At 68.1% G+C, this 24,533-nt stretch carries 23 protein-coding genes; 9 read left to right on the top strand and 14 right to left on the bottom strand.

Features of this window, described 5'->3' with window-relative positions:
* Positions 1 to 82: 82 nt before the first annotated feature.
* The 10 genes from DIZ26_RS04495 to DIZ26_RS04450 form a co-directional block, all read right to left on the bottom strand.
* A complete protein-coding gene (locus tag DIZ26_RS04495; protein ID WP_112237998.1) occupies positions 83 to 622 on the bottom strand; it encodes an adenine phosphoribosyltransferase in 540 nt (179 codons plus the stop codon).
* The gene (gene secF / locus DIZ26_RS04490) at positions 622 to 1,803 is read right to left on the bottom strand and encodes a protein translocase subunit SecF (RefSeq protein ID WP_112237997.1); all 1,182 of its coding nucleotides are present in this window, start codon (positions 1,801 to 1,803) and stop codon (positions 622 to 624) included. The genes DIZ26_RS04495 and secF overlap by 1 nt, the downstream gene beginning before the upstream one ends.
* Positions 1,803 to 3,578: a protein translocase subunit SecD gene (gene secD / locus DIZ26_RS04485; RefSeq protein WP_112237996.1), complete on the bottom strand. Its 1,776-nt coding sequence runs from the start codon at positions 3,576 to 3,578 to the stop codon at positions 1,803 to 1,805. Before secD ends, secF begins: the two co-directional genes overlap by 1 nt.
* A gap of 81 nt (positions 3,579 to 3,659) precedes the next feature.
* Positions 3,660 to 4,094: a preprotein translocase subunit YajC gene (gene yajC / locus DIZ26_RS04480; protein WP_112237994.1), complete on the bottom strand. Its 435-nt coding sequence runs from the start codon at positions 4,092 to 4,094 to the stop codon at positions 3,660 to 3,662.
* A 265-nt stretch (positions 4,095 to 4,359) separates the two neighbouring features.
* Positions 4,360 to 5,412, bottom strand: coding sequence for a Holliday junction branch migration DNA helicase RuvB (gene ruvB, locus DIZ26_RS04475; RefSeq protein WP_112237992.1), 1,053 nt, complete (start codon positions 5,410 to 5,412; stop codon positions 4,360 to 4,362).
* A 3-nt stretch (positions 5,413 to 5,415) separates the two neighbouring features.
* Positions 5,416 to 6,018: a Holliday junction branch migration protein RuvA gene (gene ruvA / locus DIZ26_RS04470; protein ID WP_112237990.1), complete on the bottom strand. Its 603-nt coding sequence runs from the start codon at positions 6,016 to 6,018 to the stop codon at positions 5,416 to 5,418.
* Positions 6,019 to 6,112: 94 nt separating this feature from the next.
* Complete coding sequence (gene ruvC / locus DIZ26_RS04465; protein WP_112237988.1) at positions 6,113 to 6,709, bottom strand: crossover junction endodeoxyribonuclease RuvC; 597 nt, start codon at positions 6,707 to 6,709, stop codon at positions 6,113 to 6,115.
* 73 nt (positions 6,710 to 6,782) lie between these two features.
* Positions 6,783 to 7,256, bottom strand: coding sequence for a DUF2231 domain-containing protein (locus tag DIZ26_RS04460; RefSeq protein ID WP_112237986.1), 474 nt, complete (start codon positions 7,254 to 7,256; stop codon positions 6,783 to 6,785).
* 65 nt (positions 7,257 to 7,321) lie between these two features.
* Positions 7,322 to 8,488 (bottom strand): GNAT family N-acetyltransferase, encoded by a 1,167-nt coding sequence (locus DIZ26_RS04455; protein WP_112237984.1) that lies wholly within the window; start codon positions 8,486 to 8,488, stop codon positions 7,322 to 7,324.
* Positions 8,489 to 8,529: 41 nt separating this feature from the next.
* Positions 8,530 to 8,994, bottom strand: a complete 465-nt coding sequence (locus tag DIZ26_RS04450; RefSeq protein ID WP_112237983.1) for a hotdog fold domain-containing protein — start codon at positions 8,992 to 8,994, stop codon at positions 8,530 to 8,532.
* 122 nt (positions 8,995 to 9,116) lie between these two features.
* On the opposite strand from DIZ26_RS04450, the gene DIZ26_RS04445 reads away from it, so the two are divergent.
* The 9 genes from DIZ26_RS04445 to DIZ26_RS04405 all read left to right on the top strand — a co-directional run bounded on the left by DIZ26_RS04445 (position 9,117) and on the right by DIZ26_RS04405 (position 21,397).
* Positions 9,117 to 10,139: a LacI family DNA-binding transcriptional regulator gene (locus DIZ26_RS04445; protein WP_112237981.1), complete on the top strand. Its 1,023-nt coding sequence runs from the start codon at positions 9,117 to 9,119 to the stop codon at positions 10,137 to 10,139.
* A complete protein-coding gene (locus DIZ26_RS04440) occupies positions 10,136 to 10,765 on the top strand; it encodes a DUF1961 family protein (RefSeq protein WP_112237978.1) in 630 nt (209 codons plus the stop codon). Before DIZ26_RS04445 ends, DIZ26_RS04440 begins: the two co-directional genes overlap by 4 nt.
* Before the next feature lie 180 nt (positions 10,766 to 10,945).
* A complete protein-coding gene (locus DIZ26_RS04435) occupies positions 10,946 to 11,575 on the top strand; it encodes a YesL family protein (RefSeq protein WP_112237976.1) in 630 nt (209 codons plus the stop codon).
* Positions 11,572 to 13,113 (top strand): extracellular solute-binding protein, encoded by a 1,542-nt coding sequence (locus DIZ26_RS04430; RefSeq protein WP_112237974.1) that lies wholly within the window; start codon positions 11,572 to 11,574, stop codon positions 13,111 to 13,113. The genes DIZ26_RS04435 and DIZ26_RS04430 overlap by 4 nt, the downstream gene beginning before the upstream one ends.
* Before the next feature lie 58 nt (positions 13,114 to 13,171).
* Positions 13,172 to 14,155, top strand: coding sequence for an ABC transporter permease (locus DIZ26_RS04425; protein ID WP_112237972.1), 984 nt, complete (start codon positions 13,172 to 13,174; stop codon positions 14,153 to 14,155).
* 15 nt (positions 14,156 to 14,170) lie between these two features.
* Entirely contained in the window at positions 14,171 to 15,064 is an 894-nt protein-coding gene (locus DIZ26_RS04420; RefSeq protein ID WP_112237970.1) for a carbohydrate ABC transporter permease, read from the top strand.
* Positions 15,061 to 17,658: an exo-rhamnogalacturonan lyase family protein gene (locus DIZ26_RS04415; protein WP_112237968.1), complete on the top strand. Its 2,598-nt coding sequence runs from the start codon at positions 15,061 to 15,063 to the stop codon at positions 17,656 to 17,658. The genes DIZ26_RS04420 and DIZ26_RS04415 overlap by 4 nt, the downstream gene beginning before the upstream one ends.
* The gene (locus DIZ26_RS04410; protein ID WP_112237966.1) at positions 17,631 to 20,333 is read left to right on the top strand and encodes an exo-rhamnogalacturonan lyase family protein; all 2,703 of its coding nucleotides are present in this window, start codon (positions 17,631 to 17,633) and stop codon (positions 20,331 to 20,333) included. The genes DIZ26_RS04415 and DIZ26_RS04410 overlap by 28 nt, the downstream gene beginning before the upstream one ends.
* Entirely contained in the window at positions 20,330 to 21,397 is a 1,068-nt protein-coding gene (locus DIZ26_RS04405; protein WP_112237964.1) for a rhamnogalacturonan acetylesterase, read from the top strand. Before DIZ26_RS04410 ends, DIZ26_RS04405 begins: the two co-directional genes overlap by 4 nt.
* A gap of 110 nt (positions 21,398 to 21,507) precedes the next feature.
* On the opposite strand, the gene DIZ26_RS04400 is transcribed toward DIZ26_RS04405, so the two are convergent.
* Genes DIZ26_RS04400 through pdxS form a run of 4 tightly spaced genes read right to left on the bottom strand, consistent with a single transcriptional unit; the run spans position 21,508 to position 24,466 of the window.
* Complete coding sequence (locus tag DIZ26_RS04400) at positions 21,508 to 22,269, bottom strand: YebC/PmpR family DNA-binding transcriptional regulator (protein ID WP_112237962.1); 762 nt, start codon at positions 22,267 to 22,269, stop codon at positions 21,508 to 21,510.
* A 34-nt stretch (positions 22,270 to 22,303) separates the two neighbouring features.
* Positions 22,304 to 22,930, bottom strand: a complete 627-nt coding sequence (pdxT, locus tag DIZ26_RS04395) for a pyridoxal 5'-phosphate synthase glutaminase subunit PdxT (RefSeq protein ID WP_157979578.1) — start codon at positions 22,928 to 22,930, stop codon at positions 22,304 to 22,306.
* On the bottom strand, positions 22,927 to 23,496 hold the full coding sequence (locus DIZ26_RS04390; RefSeq protein WP_232828137.1) for a DUF6891 domain-containing protein: 570 nt from the start codon (positions 23,494 to 23,496) through the stop codon (positions 22,927 to 22,929). The genes pdxT and DIZ26_RS04390 overlap by 4 nt, the downstream gene beginning before the upstream one ends.
* Before the next feature lie 43 nt (positions 23,497 to 23,539).
* A complete protein-coding gene (gene pdxS / locus DIZ26_RS04385) occupies positions 23,540 to 24,466 on the bottom strand; it encodes a pyridoxal 5'-phosphate synthase lyase subunit PdxS (RefSeq protein ID WP_456298629.1) in 927 nt (308 codons plus the stop codon).
* Positions 24,467 to 24,533: the final 67 nt, after the last annotated feature.

Genomic DNA, 24,533 nt, shown 5'->3' with positions numbered 1-24,533 from the left:
GTCAACGAGTCAGACACGGGCTGTGGACAACACGCCGACCCGGCCCCGCCGGTACGACGACGAGGCGGGCCGGCGGCTGACTTCAGACAGTGACGAGAGCGCTGACCTGCTCCCCGTCGAGCCGCTTGCGGCCCGGCAGGAAGGAGAGTTCCATCAACACCGTCGTACCGACGACTTCGGCGCCGCAGCGCCGGATCAGGCGCAGGCAGGCCTCGACCGTACCGCCGGTGGCGAGCACGTCGTCGATCACCAGCACCCGGTCGCCCGGCTCGAAGGCGTCCTGGTGCACCTCGATGGTCGCCTCGCCGTACTCCAGCGCATACGACTCCTCGTACGTCGCCGACGGCAGCTTGCCCTTCTTGCGGACCGGGACGAACCCGGCTCCGAGGGCGAGCGCGACCGGGGCGGCCAGGATGAAGCCACGGGCCTCGATCCCGACCACCTTGTCGACCACGACCTTCCCGTCGGCGTCCCGGCCGGCGGTGGCCAGCGCCTGGACCACCAGGCTGAACCCCTCGTGGTCGGCCAGCAGCGGGGTGATGTCCTTGAACACCACCCCCGCCTGCGGGTAGTCCGGGATGTCGCGGATGCCGTCGGTGAGGACCTTCTCCAGCGACCGCATCACTTACCGCGCTTGGACCGCGGCTTGCGCGTCGGCTGCGGGCGACCCGCACCGGTCGACGACTTGACCGGCCGGCTCGACGTCACCGGCGTACCGGCCTTCGGGCGGTCCTGTTTGCGGGCGGCCGCTTCGCTCGTCGCGACCGTTGCCGTGGCGGTGGCAGCGGCCGGAACCGGCTTGCCCGCCGGCGCGGCGACGGCTCCGCCACGCTTGGCCTCCACCCGGCGGCGCAGCGCCTGCATGCCCGGCTCACGCTCCTTGAAGGTGGCCAGCAGAGCCGGAGCGATGAAGATCGACGAGTACGCACCGACGGCGATACCGACGAACAGCGCCAGCGAAAGGTCCTTCAGCGGCCCGGTACCGAGCACCACGGTGCCGACCACGAGGATCGACCCGACCGGCAGCAGCGCGATCAAGGTGGTGTTGATCGACCGCACGATGGTCTGGTTCACGGCCAGGTTGGTCGCGTCGCTGTAGGTGAAGCGGTTGTTGCCGGTGATGGCCCGGGTGTTCTCGCGGACCTTGTCGAAGACCACGACGGTGTCGTACAGCGAGTAACCGAGGATGGTCAGAACACCGATCACGGTCGCCGGGGTGACGTCGAACCCGATCAGCGCGTAGACGCCGACCGTGATGGTGACGTCGTGGACCAGCGCGATGATCGCGGCCATCGACGCCTTCGGCTCCCGGAAGTAGGCCCAGATCACCCCGAACACGAGGATCAGGAACACCACCAGGGCCAGGATCGCCTTGTTGGCGATCTGGTCACCCCAGGAGGCGCCGATCTGCGAACGGCTCACGTTCGAGGCCGGTACGCCGGCCTGCTTGGCGATCGCCGCCTGGACCTTGACCACGTCGTCCTGGCTCAGCGGCCGGGTCTGCACCCGGACCTTGTCGGAGCCGACCGTGGTGACGACCGGGTCGCCCAGGTCATGCGCGTTCGTGGACTTCACCGCGGCGGTGAAGTCGTCGATGGTGCTGCTGGTGACCTTCACGGAGGTCTGGTACTCGACGCCGCCCTTGAACTCGATCCCGAGCGCCAGGCCCCGGGCGAACAGGCCGCCGAGGGAGATGACCACCAGCGCGATCGAGAGGGTGAACCACAGCTTGCGGTGGCCGATGAAGTCGTAGGAGACCTCGCCACGGTGCAACTTGGCACCGATGCTTCCGAGCTTCGACATCAGACCTCGCCTCCCACGGGCTTGCGCGTCGACGGCTTGGCCGGACGGGCTGTCGGTTTCATCTGGCCGGGCAACCGTTCGACGCCGAGATGCTCGGGGTCGAGGCCGGACAGCTTGTGACCGTGGCCGAAGAAGTCGGTCCGGGCCAGCAGCGTGACCAGCGGCTTGGTGAAGATGAAGACGATCAGCAGGTCGATCAGGGTGGTCAGGCCGAGCGTGAACGCGAAGCCCTTTACGCCGCCGACCGCCAGGATGTACAGCACCGCGGCGGCGAGCAGCGAGATCGAGTCGGCCGCGATGATGGTGTGCTTGGCCCGGGCCCAGCCGGTCTCCACCGAGGAGCGCAGGCTGCGGCCTTCCCGGACCTCGTCACGCAGCCGTTCGAAGTAGATGACGAACGAGTCCGCGGTGATACCGATGGCCACGATCAGACCGGCGATACCGGCCAGCGTCAGCGTGAAGCCGATCGCCTTGCCGAGCAACACCACCGAGGCGTAAGTGAGCGCCGCGGAGATGGCCAGCGACAGCACCACCACCAGACCGAGGCCGCGGTAGTACAGGAACGAGAAGATCAGCACCAGGATCAGGCCGATGATGCCGGCCGTGATGCCGGCCGACAGCTGGTCGCCGCCGAGTTGCGGGGAGATCGTCTCGACCGACGACCGTTCGAAGGTGAGCGGCAGCGCGCCGTACTTCAAGACGTTCGCCAGGTCGCGCGCCTCGGACTCGCTGAACGAGCCGGTGATCTGCGCCTGGCCACCCGGAATCGGTCCGGACACGCTCGGGGTCGAGATCGAGACGCCGTCCAGCACGATCGCGAACAGGTTCTGGCCCTGGCCGCGCTGGGAGATGTTGGTGGTCGCGTTGAGGAACTTCTTGCCGCCCTCACCGGTGAACTTCAGGTTGACCTGCCAGGCGAAACCACCCTGCGGGATACCCGCCGAGGCGTCCGACAGGTCGGTGCCCTTGAGGATCGCCGGGCCGAGCAGGTACTTCGACGTACCGGCCTGGTCGCACGAGATCAGCGGCTTGTCCGGCAGGTCACGGTTCGGGTCGTCCTTGTTCAGCGTCGAGCACTGCGCCGCCGCGAAGGCCGCCTGGGTGGCAGCGTCCGGCGTCCACTTCAGCGGGTCGCCGGTCACCTTCGGCAGGTCCGCGGCGGGTGTGACGGGCGTACTGGGCTTCGGCGTGGCCGTCGGCGTCGTGCTGGGCTGCGGGGTCGGGGTCGGGGTCGGGGTGGCTTTGGACAGCGCGCTGCTCCAGGCCCGGCCCTTCGGTGATGTCGCGGGACTTGACGGTGCCTTGATCGTCGGGCTCGACTTCGGCGTGGCGCTGGTCGACGGCTTCCCGGTCGGGGTGCCGGTCGGCGTGGCCGTCGGCGTCGGCACCGGGCCGCCCGCCTGCGCGTCGTACACGATCCGGAAGTACAGCAGCGCGGTCTGGCCGACCTGCTTGATCAGGCTCTCCTGGTTCGAGCCCGGCACCGCCACGTTGATCAGGTTGCGACCCGACGTGGTGATCTCGGATTCACCGACACCCGCACCGTTCACCCGCTGCGCGATGATGTTCTTCGCCTCGGAGAGCTGGTCGGCCGTCACCGCGCCGCCACCGGCCGATGACTTGGCGGTCAGCGTGATGGTGGTGCCACCGCGCAGGTCCAGGCCGAGCTTGGGCTTCCAGGACTTGGTCAGCCCCATGATCCCGAACAGCAGGACCAGGATGACCGCCAGGACGATCAGGAGCCGTCCCGGGCGGGATGTCGTCGTCGTTGCCACGTCAGATTCAACCTTTGCGTTACTGGGCGCGCCGCAGGGTCACCAGGACGCTTGCGCGCCGCACGCCGATAGGACGGAAAATCAGTTCTCGGTGTGCGTCGGCGGCAGCTGGGCCTTGTCCTGCACCTTGCCACCGGTCTCCGGTACGTCGACCGTGTCCCGCGGCGCCTCCTCGGCGACCGCCTCGTCGGCGTCGGCGGCCTCGTCCGCCGATGCCTCGGCCTCGTCCGGGATGACCCGGCCGACCGCGGCCTTGACGAGCTGGATCAGGACGCCCTCGGAGATCTCCAGCGTCACGTACTCGTCGTCGACCTCCTCGACGATGCCGACCATCCCGCTGGTGGTGATCACCTTGGTGCCGGGCGTCAGCATGGCGACCGTGTCGGCCTGCTTCTGGCGCTGCTTCTTCTGGGTCCGGCTCATGAACCAGATCATCCCGACGATCAGGACGAGCGGGAGCAGGAGCGTGATGCCCCCACCGCCGGAGGAGGCCATCGGTACGGCGATCAGTTGCATCGGGACTCAGAATCCTTCGTCGAGAGTACGGGTGTCCTGCGCGCTCTGCTCAGGCGCGCAGGATACGGCGGGATGGCCGAGGTCAGGCCACCGGGGAGTCTAACCCTGAGCGGCGATAAGTACCTCATGACAGGGGGTCACGTTTGCGTTACTCGTCACCCCTTCCAACGACCCCGGCGGCCGGATCGTGCCCACCATCCGACCTGCGCCCGGGACCGCTGTCAAAAGCTGCAAGCTGCGTCGAAATGACCGCGGCGACGCCGAATTACTCGTCCTCGGTGTCGAAGAGCGTGTCGGCGAACGTGGCACCCTTCGGTACGGCGAGGCCGAGGTGCCGCCAGGCCGCCGGGGTGGCGACCCGGCCACGCGGCGTACGCGCCAGGTAACCGGAGCGGACCAGGAAGGGCTCGGCGACCTCTTCGACCGTCTCGCGTTCCTCGCCGACGGCGACCGCAAGCGTCGACAGGCCGACCGGTCCGCCGCCGAAGCGACGGCACAGCGCCTCCAGCACCGACCGGTCCAGCCGGTCGAGGCCCATCTTGTCCACCTCGTACAGCTCGAGCGCCGACCTCGACAAGGCGATCGTGACGATGCCGTCCGCCCGTACTTCGGCGAAGTCGCGGACCCGGCGGAGTAGCCGGTTCGCGATCCGGGGTGTACCCCGGGAGCGGGACGCGATCTCGGCGGCGGCCTCGTTGGTGATGTCGACCTCGAGCAGCGCGGCCGAGCGCTTGATGATCTTCTCCAGCTCGCCGGCCTCGTAGAACTCCAGGTGGCCGGTGAATCCGAACCTGTCCCGCAGCGGCCCCGGCAGCAGGCCGGCCCGGGTGGTCGCCCCGACCAGCGTGAACGGCGGGATCTCCAGCGGGATCGCGGTCGCGCCCGGCCCCTTGCCGACGATCACGTCGACCCGGAAGTCCTCCATCGCCATGTAGAGCAGTTCCTCGGCGGGACGCGACATCCGGTGGATCTCGTCCAGGAACAGCACTTCGCCCTCGTTCAGCCCGGACAGGATCGCGGCCAGGTCGCCCGCGTGCTGGATCGCCGGCCCGCTCGTCACCCGCAACGGCGCCGACAGTTCGCTGGCGATGATCATCGCCAGCGTGGTCTTGCCGAGCCCGGGCGGACCCGACAGCAACACGTGATCGGGCGCCCGGTTGCGACCGCGGGCCGCGTGCAGGACCAGCTCCAACTGCTCGCTGACCCTGCGCTGACCGCCGAACTCCGCCAGTGTGCGCGGCCGCAGCGCGGACTCGATCTTGCGTTCCTCGAGATCCGCCAGGTCTGCCGACACCAGCGGCCGGACGTTGTCTTCCATCTCTTATGCCTTCGACAGGGCGCGCAGGGCCGCCCGGAGCAGATCCGGCACCGACGGCTCGGCACTGTCCGCGGCCAGCGGCGACACCGCGACGACCGCGTCGTCCGCATCGCGCGCCGACCAGCCGAGGCCGACCAGACCGGCATGAACCTGCTCGCGCCACGCCTCGCCCGACTGCAACGGCCGCCCGGACACCATCCGCGACGGCGCGCCGATCTTGTCCTTCAACTCCAGCACGAGCCTCTGCGCCACCTTCTTACCGACGCCCGGGATCTTCACCAGCATCGCGAGGTCCTCGTGCGCGACAGCCTGCCGCAACTGATCCGGGCTCAGTACTGCGAGCGCCGCCTGGGCCAGCTTCGGACCGACACCCGACGCGGTCTGCAGCAGCTCGAACAGCTCCTTCTCGTCGGCGTCCGCGAACCCGTACAGCGTCAGCGAGTCCTCCCGCACCACCATCGAGGTGGCCAGCTTGAACTCCTGCCCCGGCCGCAGCGTCGCCAGCGTTCCCGGGTGGCAGTAGAGCTGCAGCCCCACTCCCCCGACCTCGATCACGCAACTGTCCAGCCCGATCGCGGCCACCGGGCCACGCACGAACGCGATCATCGCCAACCTCCCCGTACTGCGAGCCAAGCGCCCGCCTGCGTCCTACCAGCAGCCGCGCCGCCGTCCCGTACTGCGAACGGGCGCGCCGCCGTCGTCATCGTTGCCCACTCTGCGCCGCGACCGCGGCCCGCAGCCTCGCCACCTGCAGCCGGGACTGCGCCTGGGCCTTGGCCTCCAGCTCGGCCCGGCTTCCCGCGGCCTCCTGCAGCCTGCTGGTCACGCCGCCGCGCCAGACATGGCAGATCGCCAGGGCCAGCGCGTCGGCGGCATCGGCCGGCGTCGGCCGCTCGTCGAGCTTCAGGATCCGGGTGACCATCGTCGTCACCTGCTCCTTGCCGGCGCGACCCGAGCCGGTCACGGCAGCCTTCACCTCACTCGGGGTGTGCAGCGCCACCGGCAATCCACGCCGGGCGGCGACCACCATCGCGACCCCGGAGGCCTGGGCCGTCCCCATCACCGTCCGCACGTTGTGCTGCGCGAACACGCGCTCGACCGCGACCGCGTCCGGCTGGTGCTCCGTGATCCACTCGTCGATCCCGGCCTCGATCCGGACCAGCCGTTTGGCCACGTCCAGGTCGGCGGGCGTCTTGATCAGCCCGACGGCGATCAGCCTCGGCGGCCGTCCGGGGGTCCCCTCGACGACGCCGAGGCCGCACCTGGTCAGGCCAGGGTCGACACCGAGTACGCGCATGGACTACCTCCGAACGTGTGTTCGACAACCCTAGTAGCCCACTCGCCCACCAAGAAATCGACGCGCCGACCGCTCAGCGGTGCTGTGCTTGCCCGCCGACCTGATCGCCCCAGGCAGCCCGTGCTCCTGACTCGCCGACCCGGTAGACCTGTACGCCTGCGGCAACTGCTGCGAGCACTGCGACCACAGAGATCACGGTCCCCGCCAGCGGGCGCCGTGCGATCCGGTCGGTGATCCCCCGGTCGACCAGCACCAGAGCGACGGCCGTGATCAGCAACGGCACAGCGAACCAGATCAGCTGGTCACCCAGCTCGGCGTGTTCCCCCGGATCCCCGACGTGCTTCTCCAGCGACTCGCCGCTGGAGGTGGCTACCGGGATGAGCAGGGTGACGACCAGAGCACAGGCGGCAACCAGCACGCCGTACCGAGGTCGCCAAGCCGGGCGGATCACCAGGGCGAGTACGCCCAGGATCGTGACGGGCAGCAGGACCACGACGGCGTGGACCACGAGGGGATGGATCGGCAGACCGTTGATCGTGTCGAACATGGGGCGGTGCCCTCCTGTAGAAGTTGAGGAGCGCACAGAGTAGGGACGCGATTCTTAGCCGCTGCTTAGAAGTAGTCGAGCATGTACGACGCGCTGGTGAAGGCGGTGTCCAGAGCCGGATCGGTTGCCGGTGAGCCGCCGAGGGCGAGGCCGGCGCGGCGGAGGGTGGCGAGCGGCGTACCGGCGTACAGGGCGGCGAGGCCGCGGGCGTTGAGGCGGAGGGCCTCGCCGCTTGCGGTGGAGGGTGTGAGCGCGCCGGAGCCGTCAGAGACCGACAGGTGCCAGCGGCCGTTGTTGCTGGGCAGTTCGGCGTCGTCGAGTTCGAGCTCGACTTCCAGCGACGCTCCGAGCGCGAAGCCCCGGGCGGCGATCGCTGCGGGTGCGTCGAGAAGGCGCAGCATCCACCGCTGGAGCTGCGCTTGCTTGTCGGCCTCCTGCTCGATCAGGAGATGGATCGGGTCGCTGGGCGGCACGTACGCATTCACAGTGCGAGCAATGGACGAGCCGGAGCCGACAGTGGCCCACAGAGCGCGTGCGGTCGCTTCGGAGCCGGCGATGATCTCGTCGACCCGCAAATCGCCGCCGTCCCAGTTGTAGACGACGAAGCCGTCGTCGGCGAGATAGCCGAAGTTGTCGTCGTCCGCGAGCCAGTCGGCGACCTTGGACTCGGCCCAGACGAGCGGACCACTCGTGCGACCCGCGGTGTGCGCCTGGGCGACCAACTCGAGGATCCGCGCGGCGTCGTCGGCACCGGCACGGCGTACGGCGACTTCCTTGCCACCAAGGGCTCGCAGGCCTGCCGCGGGGAAGCTGAACCGATAGCGCCCGCCACCGAACTCGTACCCGAGGTGGCGATAGATCACCGTGGTCGCCGGATACAGCGCGGTCAGCGGATAGCCCTTCTCCACCGCACGCTGCAGGACGCCGCGCATCATCAGACTGCCGACGCCACGACCTCTGTACTCCGGTGAGACCACGACCCCGGCGACTCCGGCCATCGGCACCTGCCGGCCGCCCCACCACTGCTGGAAGTCCCAGAACCGCGCGCCCGCGACGACCTCGTCACCGTCCAGCACCCCGAGGAAGCGGCCGTCGTCGACGAACTCCTTGGCGTCCTTGATCCAGTTCTCCCGGTTGGCCGCATCCAGCGGGCCGAACGATCTGGACCGGACCCGGACCACGTCGTCGAGGTGTTCGGCGGCGATGTCGACGAGTCGCAAAGCATCAGTCACGGCACGACCCTACGACGCCCCGGTTCGGGCAGGCGAGGGCATTACTTCTTCCGGTCGGTGACCCACAGGTTGATCGTGCCCTCGACCACCACGGTGCCGTCCGTGCGGACCGCCTTCACCCGCACCGGTACGTCGGGACCGGCGCTCCAGGCGGCCGGGTCGGTCTCGGCCGAGCAGGTGAGATCCGAGGTCGACTTGGCGAGGTAGGCGACCTCCATCCCCTTGGGCAGCCAGCGCTTCCCGGGCGGAACGGTCGCCTCCGCGAGCGCCCCCATGGCCGCCTCCAGACCGTTGCACACGGCAATGGCATGCACGGTGCCGATGTGGTTCTGCACCGCCCGGCGCTTCGGGAGCACGAGCGCGGCGTAGTTCGGGCTGACCTGCACGAACCGCGGCCGGACCGACCGGAAGTACGGCGCCTTGCGGGTGAACGCGACCGAGAACAGCCTGGTCCCTCCGGGCAGCCCGCGCAGCCTCTCCCACATTCCGAGCACCTGAGTCGCCATGCCGAGGAGGTTACCCGCCAGTCACTTAGCTGTCGAGCGGCCGGTTGAACCGCTGATTTAGACGATTCAATCCAGCGCCGATAAGCTGATCGTCCCAGTCGGCAGCGGTGACATGAGGGGCGATGGCAACTCCCAGCATCAAGGAGGTCGCGCAGCACGCCGGGGTCTCGGTCGGGACGGTCAGCAACGTCCTGAACCGCCCGTCGATCGTGGCACCCGCGACCCGGCAACGGGTGCTGGACACGATCCGGGAGCTCGGTTTCGTCCGCAACGAGGCGGCCCGGCATCTGCGCCTCGGCCGCGGCCGGACCGTCGGCCTGGTGGTGTTCGACGTGGCCAACCCGTTCTTCACCGACCTCGCCGAAGGCGCCGACGAGGTCGCCTACGAGCACGACATCGTGGTGATGCTCTGCAACAGCAAGACCGACCCGGTCCGCGAGGGCCACCACCTCGGCCAGCTCGAACAGCAACGGGTGTTCGGCATCCTCATCACGCCGTACGACAGCGCCGATCCTGGGCTGCACGCGCTGGTCGCCCGCGGTACGCCGGTGGTGCTCGTCGATCGCACCGCCGACGGGGGCGGCCTGTGCTCGGTCTCGGTGGACGACCAGGTCGGCGGACGACTGGCCGGCAAGCACCTGATCGAGTCGGGTCACCGGCGGATCGCCTTCATCGGCGGACCGCTCGGCATGCAACAGGTCGCCGATCGACTGGCCGGGATCACCAGCACCGTCGAGAAGGCCGGTGACGTCGAGCTGCAGACCTTCGAGGTCGCCGTCATGGGCGTCGCGCACGGTCGGGAGGCGGGCGAGAAGATCGCCGCGCTCCCCCGGCGCTCCCGTCCGACCGCGGCCTTCTGCGGCAACGATCTCCTCGCGCTCGGCTTCCTGCAGGCGATGGCCGCGGCCGGGCTGCAGGTGCCGGAGGACATGGCGATCGTCGGGTACGACGACATCGGGTTCGCCGCGGCCGCCGCCGTACCGCTGTCGTCGGTCCGGCAGCCCGCCGGTCAGCTCGGCCGCACCGCGATGCAACTGCTGCAGGAGGAAGTCGAGGACGCCGAGCGGCATCGGCACCGCCAGGTGATCTTCCAGCCTGACCTTGTCGTCCGGCAGTCCAGCGACTACACCCGCAGCTCTCGATGAGCTACCAGAACGCCCTGGCCTCTCCAGCCGACCTGGACGGCTGGAGACTGGAAGGCGACGGCGCCATCTCCTTCCCGCTCGGCCGGCTCCGGCTGGAGAGCAAGCGGCCGGCCGAGGACGGCCAGGATGCCAATGTCGTGCTCTGGTGCCCGGAGGAGTTCGGGCCGGATCTGACGGTGGAGTGGGACTTCTGGCCGATCCGCGAGCCCGGCCTCTGCATTCTGTTCTTCCACGCCAAGGGTCGCAACGGCGAGGACCTCTTCGACCTCGCCCCGAGGACCGGGCCGTACGAGCAGTACCACCACGGCGATCTGAACGCCTACCACGTCTCGTACTTCCGCCGCCGCTGGCCGGCCGAGCGCGCTCTGCACACGTGCAACCTGCGCAAGAGCTACGGCTTCCACCTCGTCGCCCAGGGACCTGATCCACTCCCCTCGGTGCTGGACGCGACCGGCCCTTACCAACTGAGGCTGTCGATCCAGGACGGCCTGATCACCTTCGCGATCAACGGCCTGGTGTCGTTCAGCTGGCGCGACGAAGAGCCGCTCAGCGGCGGCAAGATCGGCTTCCGGCAGATGGCGCCGATGATCGGCGAATACGCGAACCTGCGGATTTCGCGGCCCTGAGAACGGCTTCGGGCAACCGCTTGCCCGAAGCCTGACAAACGCTTTCCGAAGCGTTGACATTGAGACGATTCAACTATACGGTCACAACACTTTTCACCCGTAACAGCCTCGTCTCAAGGCAGGTAGGTCCGTGAAACAAACCCCGATCAGGACGTGGCTGCTGCCTCGCTCCGGCCGCAGATGAGTACGCAGGGTTGGTCGATCCGTCTGTACGACGCGGCGGACGAACTCGTCTGGGCGATCAAGCTCAACTTCCTGCTGCTAGCGTTCACGCTGCTGGACGGTGTCGCGCTGGGTATCGGCCCGGCCACGCTCACAGCATATTCACTGGCCAGACGCAGGTCATCCGGTGAATCGTTTCACGCCTGGCCTGCTTTCCGGGCCGGATTCCGCCGCGAGTTCGCCCGGGGCACCGTCGTGGTGCTGCCGCTGCTGACCGTGGCGGTCGTCCTCACCGGCAACTACCTGTACTTCGCGTCCCTCGGCGCCCGGGCGTCGATCCCGCGGCTTGCCTGCTTCGCCGCACTCGGCGTGCTCACGGTGATCGCGGCCTACCTGCTGCCGATGGCCGTGCACTACGACCTGCGGCCCCGCGACCTGCTGCCCAAGGCCTCGCTGATGGCGATCTCGCACCCGGCGTCGTCCGTCGTCCTGCTCTTCGTCTTCGTCACCATCGCCTACCTGTCCAGCACCTTGCCGGTGATCGGACTGGTCCTGGCGGCCGGCGGCTGGATCCAGCTGAACACCTGGCTCTGCCTGCGCTTCTTCGCCGAGAACGAGGCGCGCCTGCATCTGAAAGGGAACTCATGACCATCCTGTCCCGTCGGCGCCTCGCCGTCGCCGTCGTCTCCGCGACGGCCCTGCTCGCCACCGCTTGTTCCGGTGGCGGCGACAAGGAACAAGCCTCGAGCAACGAACTGACGGTGATGGCGCCGCTGTTCGGCACCGCCCCCGATCCGGGCGGCGAACTGCAGCAGGCCGTGGAGAAACTGGTCGGCAAGAAGCTCAAGATCACCTGGGTGCCGAACGCGGAGTACGGCGACAAGACCAACGTCACGCTGGCGTCGGACAGCATCCCCGACCTGATGGTGGTGAACGAGAAGGGCCCGTCGTTCGTCAAGGCGGCCGAGGCCGGCGCGTTCTGGGACCTGACCGGCAAGCTCGACAAGTACCCGAACCTCAAGCCCGCCGACGAGCAGACCGCCAAGAACACCACGGTCAACGGCAAGACGTACGGCATCTACCGGGTCCGGCCGCTGCTGCGCTCCGGCATCGTGATCCGCAAGGACTGGCTGGCCAAGCTCGGCCTGCAGGAGCCGAAGACCGTCGACGACCTCTACGCCGTCGCCAAGGCGTTCACCGAGCGCGACCCGGACGGCAACGGCAAGAAGGACACCTACGGCCTGATCATCCCGAAGTGGCCCGGCGGCTACGCCAGCGCCAGCCCGTACGACGTGATCGAGACCTGGTTCGGTGCGCCGAACGGCTGGGGCGAGCGCGACGGGAAGCTCGTCCCGGGCTTCGACACCCCCGAGTTCCTCACCGCCGACCGCTGGTTGCGCAAGTGGGTGTCGGAGGGCCTGGTCAATCCCGACTTCGCCACCTTGGACAGCGCGAACTGGAACGACCCGTTCGTGCAGGGCAAGGGCGGCATGATCATCGACGTCAACGTCCGGGCCACCCAGCTGCTCGACCTGTTCAAGGAGAAGAACCCCAAGGACTTCGACAAGGTCACCCTGGTCGGCAACCTCGCCCAGGCGAACGGCAAGAAGTACTCCTACCCGTTCACCGGCTACAACATGGTGATCGCGGTCTCCAAGCAGCACATCCGGACCGAGGAGCAGCTCGACCAGGTGCTGCAGGCGCTGGACAAGCTGGAGTCCAAGGAGGGCTCGATCCTGCTCACCAACGGGATCGAGGGCCGCAACTTCAAGGCCGACGGCAAGTACGCCGTACCGATCAATTCCGACGACCCGAAGGTGAAGGCGATCCAGAACGACGTCGACAAGGCCTTCATCCAGCTGGGCACGCGGGCCAGCGTCGGGATGGGCGCCTACCAGCTGAAGCCGAACGACGCGGCCAGCCGGGCGATGCGGGAGAAGTTCGACGTACTGATGAACGAGGACCTGAAGACCGCGGTGTTCAACCCGGTGCTCGGGGTGATCGCGCCGACCTCGATCTCGAAGGGCCAGTCGCTGCAGAACATCATCCCGGACGCGCGGATCAAGTACCTGTCCGGCGCGATCACCGAGGACCAGCTGAAGGCCGAGATCAAGCGCTGGTACGACAGCGGCGGCACGCAGATCGTCAAGGAGACCAACGACCTGGCCGCCAAGGTCGGCGGCTGACCCACTGCTGCGGGGCCCGGCGGAATCCCGGGCCCCCACGATCCGAAGGGAGGGCGCCATGGCCACCGATCTGGCGCCGAACCAGGTGGTGCCCCCCGCCGCTGAGGTGAAGCAGGCTCCGCCGCGCAAGCCGCGACGGCCGCTGGGCCGCGAGCTGCTGCGCTACCGCTGGCTGTACGTGATGCTGCTGCCCGGCCTGGCCTACTTCGCGCTCTTCAAGTACCTGCCGATGTACGGCCTGACGATCGCCTTCAAGGACTATGTGCCCTTCCTGGGGTACTCCGGCAGCCAGTGGGTTGGCCTCGAGCACTTCCGCGAACTCTTCACCGGGCCGGACTTCGGCCGGTTGATGTTCAACACGCTGCTGCTGGCGCTGCTGACGATCGTGTTCGTCTTCCCGGCGCCGATCGTGGTCGCGCTGATGCTGAACGAACTGCGGATGAAGGTCTTGAAGCGGTCCGTACAGTCGCTGATCTACATCCCGCACTTCCTGTCCTGGACCATCGTCGCGTCGCTGACGTACCTGCTGTTCTCGGTGGACTTCGGCGTGATCGCCGGCTGGGTGCACAGCCTGGCCGGCGGGCCGAAGGTGGACTACGTCGCGCAGGCCGGCTGGTTCCGGCCGCTGATCGTGCTGCAACTGCTCTGGAAGCAGACCGGCTGGGGCACGATCATCTATCTGGCAGCGCTGGCCGGTGTCGATTCGCAGCTGTACGAAGCGGCCCGGGTTGACGGCGCCGGCCGCTGGCGGCAGTTCTGGCACATCACGCTGCCGGCGATCCAGCCGACCATCGTGGTGATGGCGATCCTCACCTCGGGCCATCTGATGGATTCGGGTTTCGAGCAGATCTGGCTGATGACGACCTCGCTCAACCGCGACGTGGCCGACGTGTTCGACACCTTCGTGTACTACGTCGGCATCACCCAGGGTTCGTTCAGCTACGCGACCGCCGTCGGCCTGTTCAAGGGCGTCATCGGCGTCGTACTGATCTTCGGCTCCAACCGGCTGGCCAAGCGTCTCGGCCAGCGGGGCCTGTTCTGAAAGGGAGCTGTGATCATGGCGAGAAAACAATCCGTCCGGTACTACGACTCCCCCGGCAGCCGCGCGTTCGACATCGCCAACGTGCTGCTGCTGACGGGGCTGGCCATCGTCACGGTGCTGCCGCTGCTCTACGTGCTCGCGGGCTCGTTCGCCTCCGAGTCCGAGATCAGCTCCCGGCCGTTCTTCCTGTGGCCGCAGAAGTTCGTCACCAGCACCTATCAGTACATCTTCTCCACCGACACCTTCGTGCGGGCGCTGCTGACGACGATCTGCGTGACGGCTGTCGGCACGGTCGTGCAACTCCTGCTCACGCTGACGATGGCCTACCCGCTGGCCAAGCGGTACCTGCCGGGCCGTGCCCTGGTACTCAACCTGGTCATCTTCACCCTCGTCTTCAGCGGCGGGATGATCCCGACCTACCTGGTGGTGCGCGATCTCGGTCTGCTGGACAACTACCTGGCGCTCATCTTGCCGTTGGCAATCAACCCGTTCTACCTGATCGTCGTGAAGAGCTTCTTCCAGGAACTTCCCGAGGCGCTGGAGGAGGCCGCTCGAATCGACGGCTGCAACGAGCTGAAGGTGTTCTGGTGGATCGTGCTGCCGTTGTCGAAACCGATCATCGCGACGTTCTCGTTGTTCTACGCGGTGGCGATCTGGAACGACTACATGTCACCGCTGCTCTACATCGACGACAGCAAGAAGTGGACGTTGCAGATCATCGTCCGCCAGCTCACCGCGGCGAACGCGGACTCGGCCAACGTGCTGCAGCAGTTGGAGACCGTGTCGTTCCCTGAGCAGGGTCTGAAGTTCGCGGTGGTCGTCGTGGCCACGCTGCCGATCCTGCTGTTCTACCCGTTCCTGCAGAAGCACTTCGCGAAGGGCGTGCTGATCGGATCGGTGAAGGAATGACGACCCTGCACTGGCTCGAAACCCCTTGCAGACAAGGCGTTACGTGCGGCGTCCCCTGGCCTCGTGGCACAATCGTTGCCGACAGCACCTTCGCGATCGCCGACGGCACCCCGGTGCAGAGCTGGATCACCGCGACCTGGCCCGACGGCTCGGTCAAATGGTCGGCTCACGCGATCGGCCCTGCTGCACACCCGGCGGGTTCCTACGATCTGGTGCCGAACCAGACACCATCAAGTCCCGACGAGCCGGTGGGAGTGATCGCCACCGCTGACGACATCCAGGTCAGCACGGGCCAGGTGACCTGGGTATTGCGGAAGCCGCAGCTGATCGCGTCCATCCGGTACGGCGACCGCGAAGTCTCGCGGAACATCCGGTTGGTGAGCCTCCGCCAGGACGCCCCTGACGAGGACGGCGACCGCACCCGACACGAGACGACCGCGACCACCGAGCGGATCGTCGTCGAGCAGAACGGCCCGGTGCGCGCGGTGATCAGGTTGGAGGGTCGGCACGGCGACTGGTTGCCGTACACGGTCCGCCTCTACTTCTACGCCGGCGCGACCGACGTACGGATCGTGCACAGTTTTGTCTGGGACGGTGATCCGGACCGGGATTTCCTGGCCGGGTTGGGGCTCAGCGCCGACGTACCGATGTCCGACGAGCCGCACGACCGGCACGTCCGGTTGGCTGGGCCGGCCGGGTTTCTCACCGAGGCTGTACGTGGGCTGACCGGGTTGCGCCGCGACCCGGGCGAGTCCGTACGCCGGGCGCAGGTGGCCGGGCGTCCGGTCGGCGAGATCGGCAATCGGGAGGTGTCCGAGCGGCTGCACCTGATCCCGCGGTGGAACGACTACATGCTGGACCAGAGCAGCGCCGATGGGTTCACCCTCCGCAAGCGGACCGGTGCAGGCCAGGCCTGGGTGACGATCCCGGCCGGGACGAGGTCGCCCGGTTACGGGTACGTCGGTGGTGTCAGCGGCGGTCTCGGGTTCGGCCTGCGGGACTTCTGGAAGCTGCACCCGACCCGCCTCGACATCCGGGGCGCCGCAACCGACGTGGCTACCGCAACCGTCTGGATGTGGTCGCCGGGCGCACCGGCGATGGACCTGCGCTACTGGCACGACGGGATGGACCAGGACAGCTTCGCCGAGCAACTCGAAGGCCTGGAGATCACCTACGAGGACTACGAGCCGGGCTTCGGCAACGCGCACGGTATCGCCCGCACCCACGAACTCACCCTGCGCGCCCACGACACCACGCCCACGGTGGCCGACCTTGCCGAGCACGCCGAACTCCTCAACTCCCCCGGTCTCCTGACCGCCTCACCTTCCCGCCTGCTCGAGGCCGGTGTCTTCGGCAGCTGGGACCTCCCCGATTCCGACCACCAGGACATCGAGGCCCGGCTGAACTTCCTTTTCCAGTACTACGTGAGTCAGCGCGAGCAGCGTCGCTGGTACGGGTTCTGGGACTACGGCGACGTGATGCACACCTACGACGCCGATCGGCACACCTGGCGGTACGACGTGGGCGGGTACGCCTGGGACAACTCGGAGCTCTCGCCGGATCTGTGGCTCTGGTACCAATACCTGCGCACCGGCCGGGCCGACGTCTTCCGCTTCGCAGAGGCGATGACGCGGCACACCGGCGAGGTCGACGTACACCATCTGGGCCGCTGGAAAGGGCTCGGCTCTCGCCACAACGTGCAGCACTGGGGTTGCAGCTGCAAGCAGCTCCGGATCTCCAGCGCGATCTACCGGCGCTTCTACTACTACCTGACCGCCGATGAGCGCACCGGCGACCTGCTCGACGAGCTCGCCAACGCCGAGAACACCTTCCTGGCCGTCGATCCGCTGCGCAAGGTGCGTACTGATGTCTACTCCCCCGACCCGCAGGCTTTGTCAGTCGGGCTTGGTGTGGACTGGGGAGCGCTGGCCGCGGCATGGCTGACTCGTTGGGAGCGGTACGGCGACGAGCGGGCGCGGGCCCGGCTGGTGGGGACCATGGCCGACCTCGCCGCATTGCCGTACGGATTCCTTACAGGACAAGCGTTGCTGGACCTGTCGACCGGACGGTTCGGTACCCGCCGCAAGGCGGTCTCGGTGTCGCACCTGTCTGCCGTGTTCGGCTTACCTGAGATCTGTTCCGAGCTGATCGACCTCGCGCTCGACGTACCGGGGTTCGAGAAGGCGTGGCTCGACTACTGCCGGCTGTACCTCGCTCCCGCCGAACAGCAGGTCGCCGAGCTGGGCCACGCGTTGACGGGGATCTCGCTGGTCCAGGCGCACAGCCGGCTCGCTGCGTACGCCGCCGCGCGCACCGGCGACGTCGGGCTCGCGGAGCTGGCCTGGCGCAAGTTCTTCCTCGACGAAGGCGACCAGCTGAACCGCAACGCCCTGCAGCGCGAACCGGCCTGGCGAACGACCGCGGTCGACGGCGCTTTGATGCCCGTCGACGAAGCGCCTTTCGTGAGCACCAACGACGCGGCCCAGTACGCCCTGGCCGCCATCCAGAACCTTGCCCTCATTCGAGAACACCGCCCCGACCATCGACCTGACAGAGGTGCCACAGCATGGAGATCACCCGTCGACAAATCCTAGTCACCTTGGCTGCCGCCCCGGTGGCCTCACTGATCGACCTGCCGACCGCCGCCGCCCGGCCGGCCGCAGTACCGGCTGTGAACCTGACGTGGCTGGAAGGCCGGCCGGCGAGTGCGGCCGTGACGACGTGGGGAACGCCTTGGCCGAAAGGAGCGGTGCGTCCGGACCAGACGTTCTCGCTCACCGCAGCGGACGGCAGCGCAGTACCGGTGCAGAGCTGGCCGACGGCGTACTGGCCGGACGGCACGCTGAAGTGGAGCGCACACGCCATTGCAGCGTCGAACCCCGCTCACTCCTACACACTCGCGCCCGGTACTGCGGCCGTACCCGCCACGGCCGTGACGGTGAAGGACGAGAAGAACTACCTCGACGTCGACACGGGGGTGATCAAGGCTCGCATCCGCAAGAGCGGCTCGGAGCTGATCAGCCAGCTCTGGCGGGACGGGGTCGAGATCGCGCGCAAGGGCACCCTGGTCAACCTCAAGCAGGACAAGATCGTCGAGGACGAGCAGGGCAGCGTCACCCGCGAGCGGTTCGAGAGCTCGGTCGAGAGTGTGGCCGTCGAGCAGTCGGGTCCGGTGCGCGCCGTCGTACGGATCACCGGCAGGCACACCACCACCAACACCAAGGGCAAGGCGTGGTTGCCGTTCACGGTCCGGCTCTACTTCTACGCGGGTGCCGAGAACGTCCGGATGATGCACACCTTCGTGTACGACCGCGATGGTCAGCACGACTACATCGCCGGGCTGGGTGTGCGCTTCCGGGTGCCCATGCGCGACGCGTCGTACGACCGGCACATCCGCTTCGCTGGTGAGTCCGGTGGCGCGCTGAGCGAAGCAGTGAAGGGCATCACGGGGCTGCGCCGCGATCCAGGGGCTGCTGTCCGCGCTGCGCAGATCGCCGGGACCAAGCTGCCCGATCCGGCCACGTGGGACCAGCGGGTGACCACGCGGCTGCAGTACATCCCCGAGTGGGGCGACTACACGCTGAGCCAGCTGTCGGCCGACGGCTTCACGGTGAAGAAGCGGACGAAGAAGGGGTACGGCTGGATCGCGGTAGACCAGGGCAAGCGCGCCCCCGGTCTCGGGTACGTGGGCGGCGTCAGCGGTGGCCTGGCCTTCGGGCTGCGCGACTTCTGGCAGCGGCACCCGACGCAGCTCGACATCCGCGACGCCCACACCGCCGAGGCCGAGGTGACGGTGTGGCTCTGGTCGCCCGATGCCGGGGCGATGGACACGCGGTTCTACCACGACGACATGGGCCAGGACACCTACCCGGAGCAGCTCGAGGGCCTCAACATCACCTACGAGGACTACGAGCCGGGCTTCGGTACGCCGTACGGGATCGCCAGGACGAGCGAGTTGACGTTCTGGGCGCTGGCCGCGACGCCGACGCCCGAGCGGCTCAGCTCGATGGCCGACCAGGTGCGGACTCCCCCGCAGTTGGTGAACCCGGTGGACCAGCTGGTGTCGACCAAGGTGTTCGGTGGCCTCGTCACGCCGGTCGACCGCTCCCACCCGGCGAAGAAGGCGATCGAGGACCACCTGGACTTCCTGTTCGACTACTACCGCGGTCAGGTGGAGCAGCGGCACTGGTACGGGTTCTGGGACTACGGCGACATCATGCACACGTTCGACGAGGACCGGCTGGTCTGGCGGTACGACGTGGGCGGCTACGCGTGGGACAACTCGGAGCTGTCACCGGACCTGTGGCTCTGGTACTCGTTCCTGCGGTCCGGCCGGGCCGACATCTTCCGGTTCGCCGAGGCGATGACGCGACACACTGGTGAGGTCGACGTCTACCACCTCGGCCAGTGGGCCGGCCTCGGTACGCGGCACGGCGTACAGCACTGGGCGGACAGCGCGAAGCAACAGCGCATCAGTACGGCGATCTACCGGCGGTTCTACTACTACCTCACGGCCGACGAACGCACCGGGGATCTACTGTCCGAGCTGGTCGACTCCGACCGGACCTTCCTGGTACTGGACCCGCTCCGCAAGATCCGCACCGAGCCGTACACACCGGACCCACATGCGTTGGCGATAGGCCTCGGCACCGACTGGAGTGGGCTGGCCGCCGCCTGGCTGACCGAGTGGGAGCGGCACGGCCCCAAGGCCGAGCAGGCGAAGACCAAGCTGCTGGCGACGATGGAGACCATCGGTGCGATGCCGAACGGGTTCGTCACCGGCGGTGGCTTCTACGACCTGGACACCGGGCGGTTCGCGCCGGTGACCGAGAAGACCGTCAACGTGTCGCACCTGAGCGCGATGTTCGGCCAGGTGGAGATCTGCGCCGAACTGCTCGACCTGGTGGACCTGCCTGCGTTCGAGAAGGCCTGGCTGCAGTACTGCCGGCTCTACAACGCCACGCGCGAGGAGCAGACGGCCGAGTGCGGCGCATACTTCCCCAACCTCATCCTGCGGCAGGGCCACGCCCGACTCACTGCATACGCGGCAGCACGGCTCAACCGGGACGACCTGGCCGCCCGCGCCTGGAAGGAGTTCTACACCGGCGACGGCTACGCACCCACGCTGCCGTGGAGCGCGCAACCCGTCACCAAGACCCTCAACCCGACACAGGCGGCCACGTGGGTCTCCACCAACACCACAGCCCTCTACGGCCTCGCAGCGATCCAGACCCTGGCCCTGGTCGGCGACCAGATTGTGAACCCATGACGCCGCGCATCGTCGCCGGTGCACTTGCCCTCTGCGCCGGCCTGACTTTCACTCAACCGGCGGCCGCCGGCGGACTCGGCCCGGCGCCGCGCCCAGATCCTGCGCTGCTGTCGCACTGCACCGGCTCGCAGCCGATCACGTGCACCTTCGACGTACCGCCTGGGCACTACGACGTAACGGTGATGCTGGGCGACCGGCACGAGGCAGCCAGCACAGAGGTGTACGCCGAGGCGCGCCGGCTGATGGTCGACTCCACCGAGACCGGGCCGGGCGAGCTGGTACGGCGTACGTTCACCGTGAACGTCCGGTCACCTGAAGGACAGCAGAACGGCTTCGGCGGCCCCGGTACGCCGGGACTCACGCTGACCTTCTCCGGGTCGGCGCCGAAGGTCAGCGGGATCGGTCTGGCGTCGGCTGCTTCGGCGACTCCGCGGCTGTTCGTGGCCGGCGACTCGACCGTGACCGACCAGGAGACACCGCCGTACACCGGATGGGGTCAGCGCCTTCCGAAGTGGTTCCGGCACGGAGTGTCGGTCGTCAATCACTCCGGCTCGGGTGAGAGCTCGGTGTCGTTCCTAGCTGAGCCGGCGATGTGGGCCACGCTGCAGCCTCAGCTGCGGCCGGGCGACGTCGTACTGGTCCAGTTCGGCCACAACGACAAGCAGACGACCGCTGAACAGTTCCGGGCCAATCTGACCGAGATCGTGCAGGGCGTGCGGGCCAGTGGGGCGTCGCCGGTGCTGGTGACACCGATCGTCCGGCGCTGGTTCACCGGGAGCACGCTGAACTCGACCGGGCTGATCGTCAACGGGCTGGGCGTCGACCTGCCCGCGGAGATGCGGTCGGTCGCGGTGACGGAGGCGGTGCCGTTGATCGACCTGACGGCTCGGAGCCGAGACGTCGTCGAGGGGCTCGGCCCGGAGCAGGCCAAGGCGCTCTACCTCACCCGAGAGAAACGCGACGACACGCACACCTCGGAGTACGGCGCGACGGTCTACGCCGGCCTGGTCGCCGCCGGTCTCCGCGACCTCGGGCTGGTCGGCGATCGCTACTGGACCGACTGAGAGCAGTCATCTGAAGCGCAGCAGGGCTTGTCTGGGAGTGACCGGCGGCGTAAAGGACAGCAGGGCGTGCCTGGGTTCCAGACACGCCCTGCTGTTCGAGTGGGGTCGGGTCAGCTGACCTGTTCCATGACCTCGTCGGAGACGTCGAAGTTGGCGTAGACGTTCTGCACGTCGTCGCTGTCCTCGAGTGCGTCGATCAGGCGGAAGATCTTGCCGGCGCCCTCGGCGTCCAGCTCGACCGTCATCGACGGCACGAACGACGCGTCGGCCGACTCGTAGTCGATCCCGGCGTCCTGCAGCGCGGTCCGGACCTTGACCAGGTCGCTGGACTCGCTGATCACCTCGAAGGACTCGCCGAGGTCGTTCACCTCGTCGGCGCCGGCCTCGAGGACGGCCTCCATCACGTCGTCCTCGGAGTAGGTCTTACCGGCCTGCTCCTTGTTGACGACGATCACGCCCTTGCGGTTGAACAGGTACGCGACGCTGCCCGGGTCGGCCAGCGAGCCGCCGTTGCGGGTCATCGCGGTCCGGACGTCGGCCGCCGCCCGGTTCCGGTTGTCGGTCAGGCACTCGATCAGCATCGCGACGCCGTTCGGCCCGTAGCCCTCGTACGTGATCGACTGCCAGTCCGCGCCACCGGCCTCGGCACCGGAGCCGCGCTTGACCGCGCGGTCGATGTTGTCGTTCGGGACCGACGACTTCTTCGCCTTCTGGACCGCGTCGTACAGGGTCGGGTTGCCCGCGAGGTCACCGCCGCCGGTCCGGGCGGCCACCTCGATGTTCTTGATCAGCTTCGCGAAGAGCTTGGCGCGCCTCGAGTCGATGACCGCTTTCTTGTGCTTGGTGGTGGCCCATTTGGAGTGGCCTGACATCGCGAACCCAACCCTTCTACCGCCTGCTGCTGACTTAGAGGTCGCGCACCAGATCGGCGAAGTATCCGTGCAGCCGGGCGTCACCCGTCATCTCGGGGTGGAACGACGTGGCCAGCAGCCGATCGTGGCGAACCGCGACGATCCTACTGCGTTCTGCCTCCGGCCCCACCCTGTCCCACCCTGCGTCCGGTCCAGAGCTCACTGTCGAGAGTACTTCGACGTCCCGGCCGACCCGTTCCACCCACGGTGCCCGGATGAACACCGCGTGGTACGGCGAGTCGAAAGCCGCGAAGGTCAGGTCCGCCTCGAACGAATCCACCTGCCGCCCGAAGGCGTTCCGCCGTACCGTCACGTCGAGTCCGCCGAGCGTCTCCTGGCCCTCGATCCCACCGGTGATCTCGTTCGCCAGCATGATCATCCCGGCGCAGGTCCCGAACGTCGGCATCCCGTCCGCGATCCGCTTCTGCAGCGGCTCGAACAGCTCGAACGAGCGGGCCAGCTTGTCCATCGTGGTCGACTCGCCGCCGGGCAGGACGAGCCCGTCGACCTCGGCGAGCTCCGACGGACGGCGCACCGGGCGGGCCTCGACGCCGACCTGGGCCAGCATCGCGAGATGCTCGCGGACATTGCCCTGCAGGGCGAACACGCCGATCACGGTCACAGCCGTACCCTCCGATGCCAGTCCAGGGAAACCTCGATACGGCCCTCGTCGAAGACCGCGGGAAGGTCACGTTCATGAAGCAGAGCCAGTACGTCGTCCAGCAGCGGCTCGCCGGGTGCGACGTTGGCCGTGTCCGGGTGCCAGACCTTCAGCTCGAGCATCCCGAAGTCGACCGCGTGCCAGACGTCGGTGTCGGTGAAGAACACCAGCCCCTTCGGATCCGCCGCCGCCTCCAGCGCCTCCCGCGCCTCGTGGTGGTCGGTGCAATAACGCACCACCACGAGGCCGAGCGCTTCCAACTCAGCCAGTACTGCGTCCAGCCGGTCGACGTCGGTCTCGCCCGGCCAGCTCTTCGCGTCCTCGCGGACCGCCTGGAGAGCCTCGTCGATCAACTGCGGAACCAGCGCGGCCGGCTCGACCGAGGGCGCATCCTCGCTGACCGCCTCGGTGAGCGCGACGGTGACGGCAGCGCGGTCGGCGAAGCCGGACCGGACGAGGACCCGGGCGAGCCCACGCAGCTCCCGCCCGGTCCGCTCGTCCAACGCGCCCGCCACGCCGTCCGTCACCGAGTCACCCCACCGACGCCGGCGGGGACCGCCCCGGTCCGGATCACCAGCCGCGCTCGGCCAGCCGGTGCGGCTGGGGGATCTCGTCGACGTTGATGCCGACCATGGCCTCGCCCAGGCCGCGGGAGACCTTGGCGAGCACGTCCGGGTCGTCGTAGAAGGTCGTCGCCTTGACGATCGCCTCGGCGCGCTGGGCCGGGTTGCCGGACTTGAAGATGCCGGAGCCGACGAACACGCCCTCGGCGCCGAGCTGCATCATCATCGCGGCGTCGGCCGGGGTCGCGATCCCGCCGGCGGTGAACAGCACGACCGGGAGCTTGCCAGCCTGGGCGACCTCCTTGACCAGCTCGTACGGCGCCTGGAGCTCCTTGGCGGCGACGTACAGCTCGTCCTCCGGCAGGTTCTGCAGCATGCGGAGCTCCTGGCGGATCTGGCGCATGTGGGTGGTCGCGTTGGAGACGTCACCGGTGCCGGCCTCGCCCTTGGAGCGGATCATCGCCGCGCCCTCGGTGATCCGGCGCAGCGCTTCGCCCAGGTTGGTCGCGCCACAGACGAACGGAACGGTGAAGTTCCACTTGTCGATGTGGTTGGCGTAGTCGGCCGGGGTGAGCACCTCGGACTCGTCGATGTAGTCGACGCCGAGGCTCTGCAGCACCTGCGCCTCGACGAAGTGACCGATCCGGGCCTTGGCCATCACCGGGATCGAGACCGCGCTGATGATCGAGTCGATCATGTCCGGGTCGCTCATCCGGGAGACGCCGCCCTGGGCGCGGATGTCGGCCGGGACCCGCTCGAGCGCCATCACCGCGACGGCACCGGCGTCCTCGGCGATCTTCGCCTGCTCGGCGGTGACCACGTCCATGATCACGCCGCCCTTGAGCATCTCCGCCATCCCGCGCTTGACCTTCGCGGTACCGGTCTGCGGGCTGTTCTGGGTCTCGGTCACTACATCCTCCTGGTCGCTGGACACCTCTCCAGCGTAGGACGAGTGACCCGGCGATCTTCAGTCCACCTCAGATCAACTGGACTGACTCTCC

The organism is Kribbella monticola, from assembly GCF_003261635.1.
GTDB lineage: Bacteria > Actinomycetota > Actinomycetes > Propionibacteriales > Kribbellaceae > Kribbella > Kribbella monticola.
Note: the sequence above shows the minus strand (reverse complement) of the source record. Positions and strands in the feature narration are given on the sequence as shown.

Coding starts and splice junctions, on each gene's coding strand:
- DIZ26_RS04495 (WP_112237998.1), bottom strand. CDS start 622: ATGCGGTCGCTGGAGAAGGTCCTCACCGACGGCATCCGCGACATCCCG.
- secF (WP_112237997.1), bottom strand. CDS start 1,803: ATGTCGAAGCTCGGAAGCATCGGTGCCAAGTTGCACCGTGGCGAGGTC.
- yajC (WP_112237994.1), bottom strand. CDS start 4,094: ATGCAACTGATCGCCGTACCGATGGCCTCCTCCGGCGGTGGGGGCATC.
- ruvB (WP_112237992.1), bottom strand. CDS start 5,412: ATGGAAGACAACGTCCGGCCGCTGGTGTCGGCAGACCTGGCGGATCTC.
- ruvA (WP_112237990.1), bottom strand. CDS start 6,018: ATGATCGCGTTCGTGCGTGGCCCGGTGGCCGCGATCGGGCTGGACAGT.
- ruvC (WP_112237988.1), bottom strand. CDS start 6,709: ATGCGCGTACTCGGTGTCGACCCTGGCCTGACCAGGTGCGGCCTCGGC.
- DIZ26_RS04460 (WP_112237986.1), bottom strand. CDS start 7,256: ATGTTCGACACGATCAACGGTCTGCCGATCCATCCCCTCGTGGTCCAC.
- DIZ26_RS04450 (WP_112237983.1), bottom strand. CDS start 8,994: ATGGCGACTCAGGTGCTCGGAATGTGGGAGAGGCTGCGCGGGCTGCCC.
- DIZ26_RS04445 (WP_112237981.1), top strand. CDS start 9,117: ATGGCAACTCCCAGCATCAAGGAGGTCGCGCAGCACGCCGGGGTCTCG.
- DIZ26_RS04440 (WP_112237978.1), top strand. CDS start 10,136: ATGAGCTACCAGAACGCCCTGGCCTCTCCAGCCGACCTGGACGGCTGG.
- DIZ26_RS04435 (WP_112237976.1), top strand. CDS start 10,946: ATGAGTACGCAGGGTTGGTCGATCCGTCTGTACGACGCGGCGGACGAA.
- DIZ26_RS04430 (WP_112237974.1), top strand. CDS start 11,572: ATGACCATCCTGTCCCGTCGGCGCCTCGCCGTCGCCGTCGTCTCCGCG.
- DIZ26_RS04425 (WP_112237972.1), top strand. CDS start 13,172: ATGGCCACCGATCTGGCGCCGAACCAGGTGGTGCCCCCCGCCGCTGAG.
- DIZ26_RS04420 (WP_112237970.1), top strand. CDS start 14,171: ATGGCGAGAAAACAATCCGTCCGGTACTACGACTCCCCCGGCAGCCGC.
- DIZ26_RS04415 (WP_112237968.1), top strand. CDS start 15,061: ATGACGACCCTGCACTGGCTCGAAACCCCTTGCAGACAAGGCGTTACG.
- DIZ26_RS04410 (WP_112237966.1), top strand. CDS start 17,631: ATGGAGATCACCCGTCGACAAATCCTAGTCACCTTGGCTGCCGCCCCG.
- DIZ26_RS04405 (WP_112237964.1), top strand. CDS start 20,330: ATGACGCCGCGCATCGTCGCCGGTGCACTTGCCCTCTGCGCCGGCCTG.
- DIZ26_RS04400 (WP_112237962.1), bottom strand. CDS start 22,269: ATGTCAGGCCACTCCAAATGGGCCACCACCAAGCACAAGAAAGCGGTC.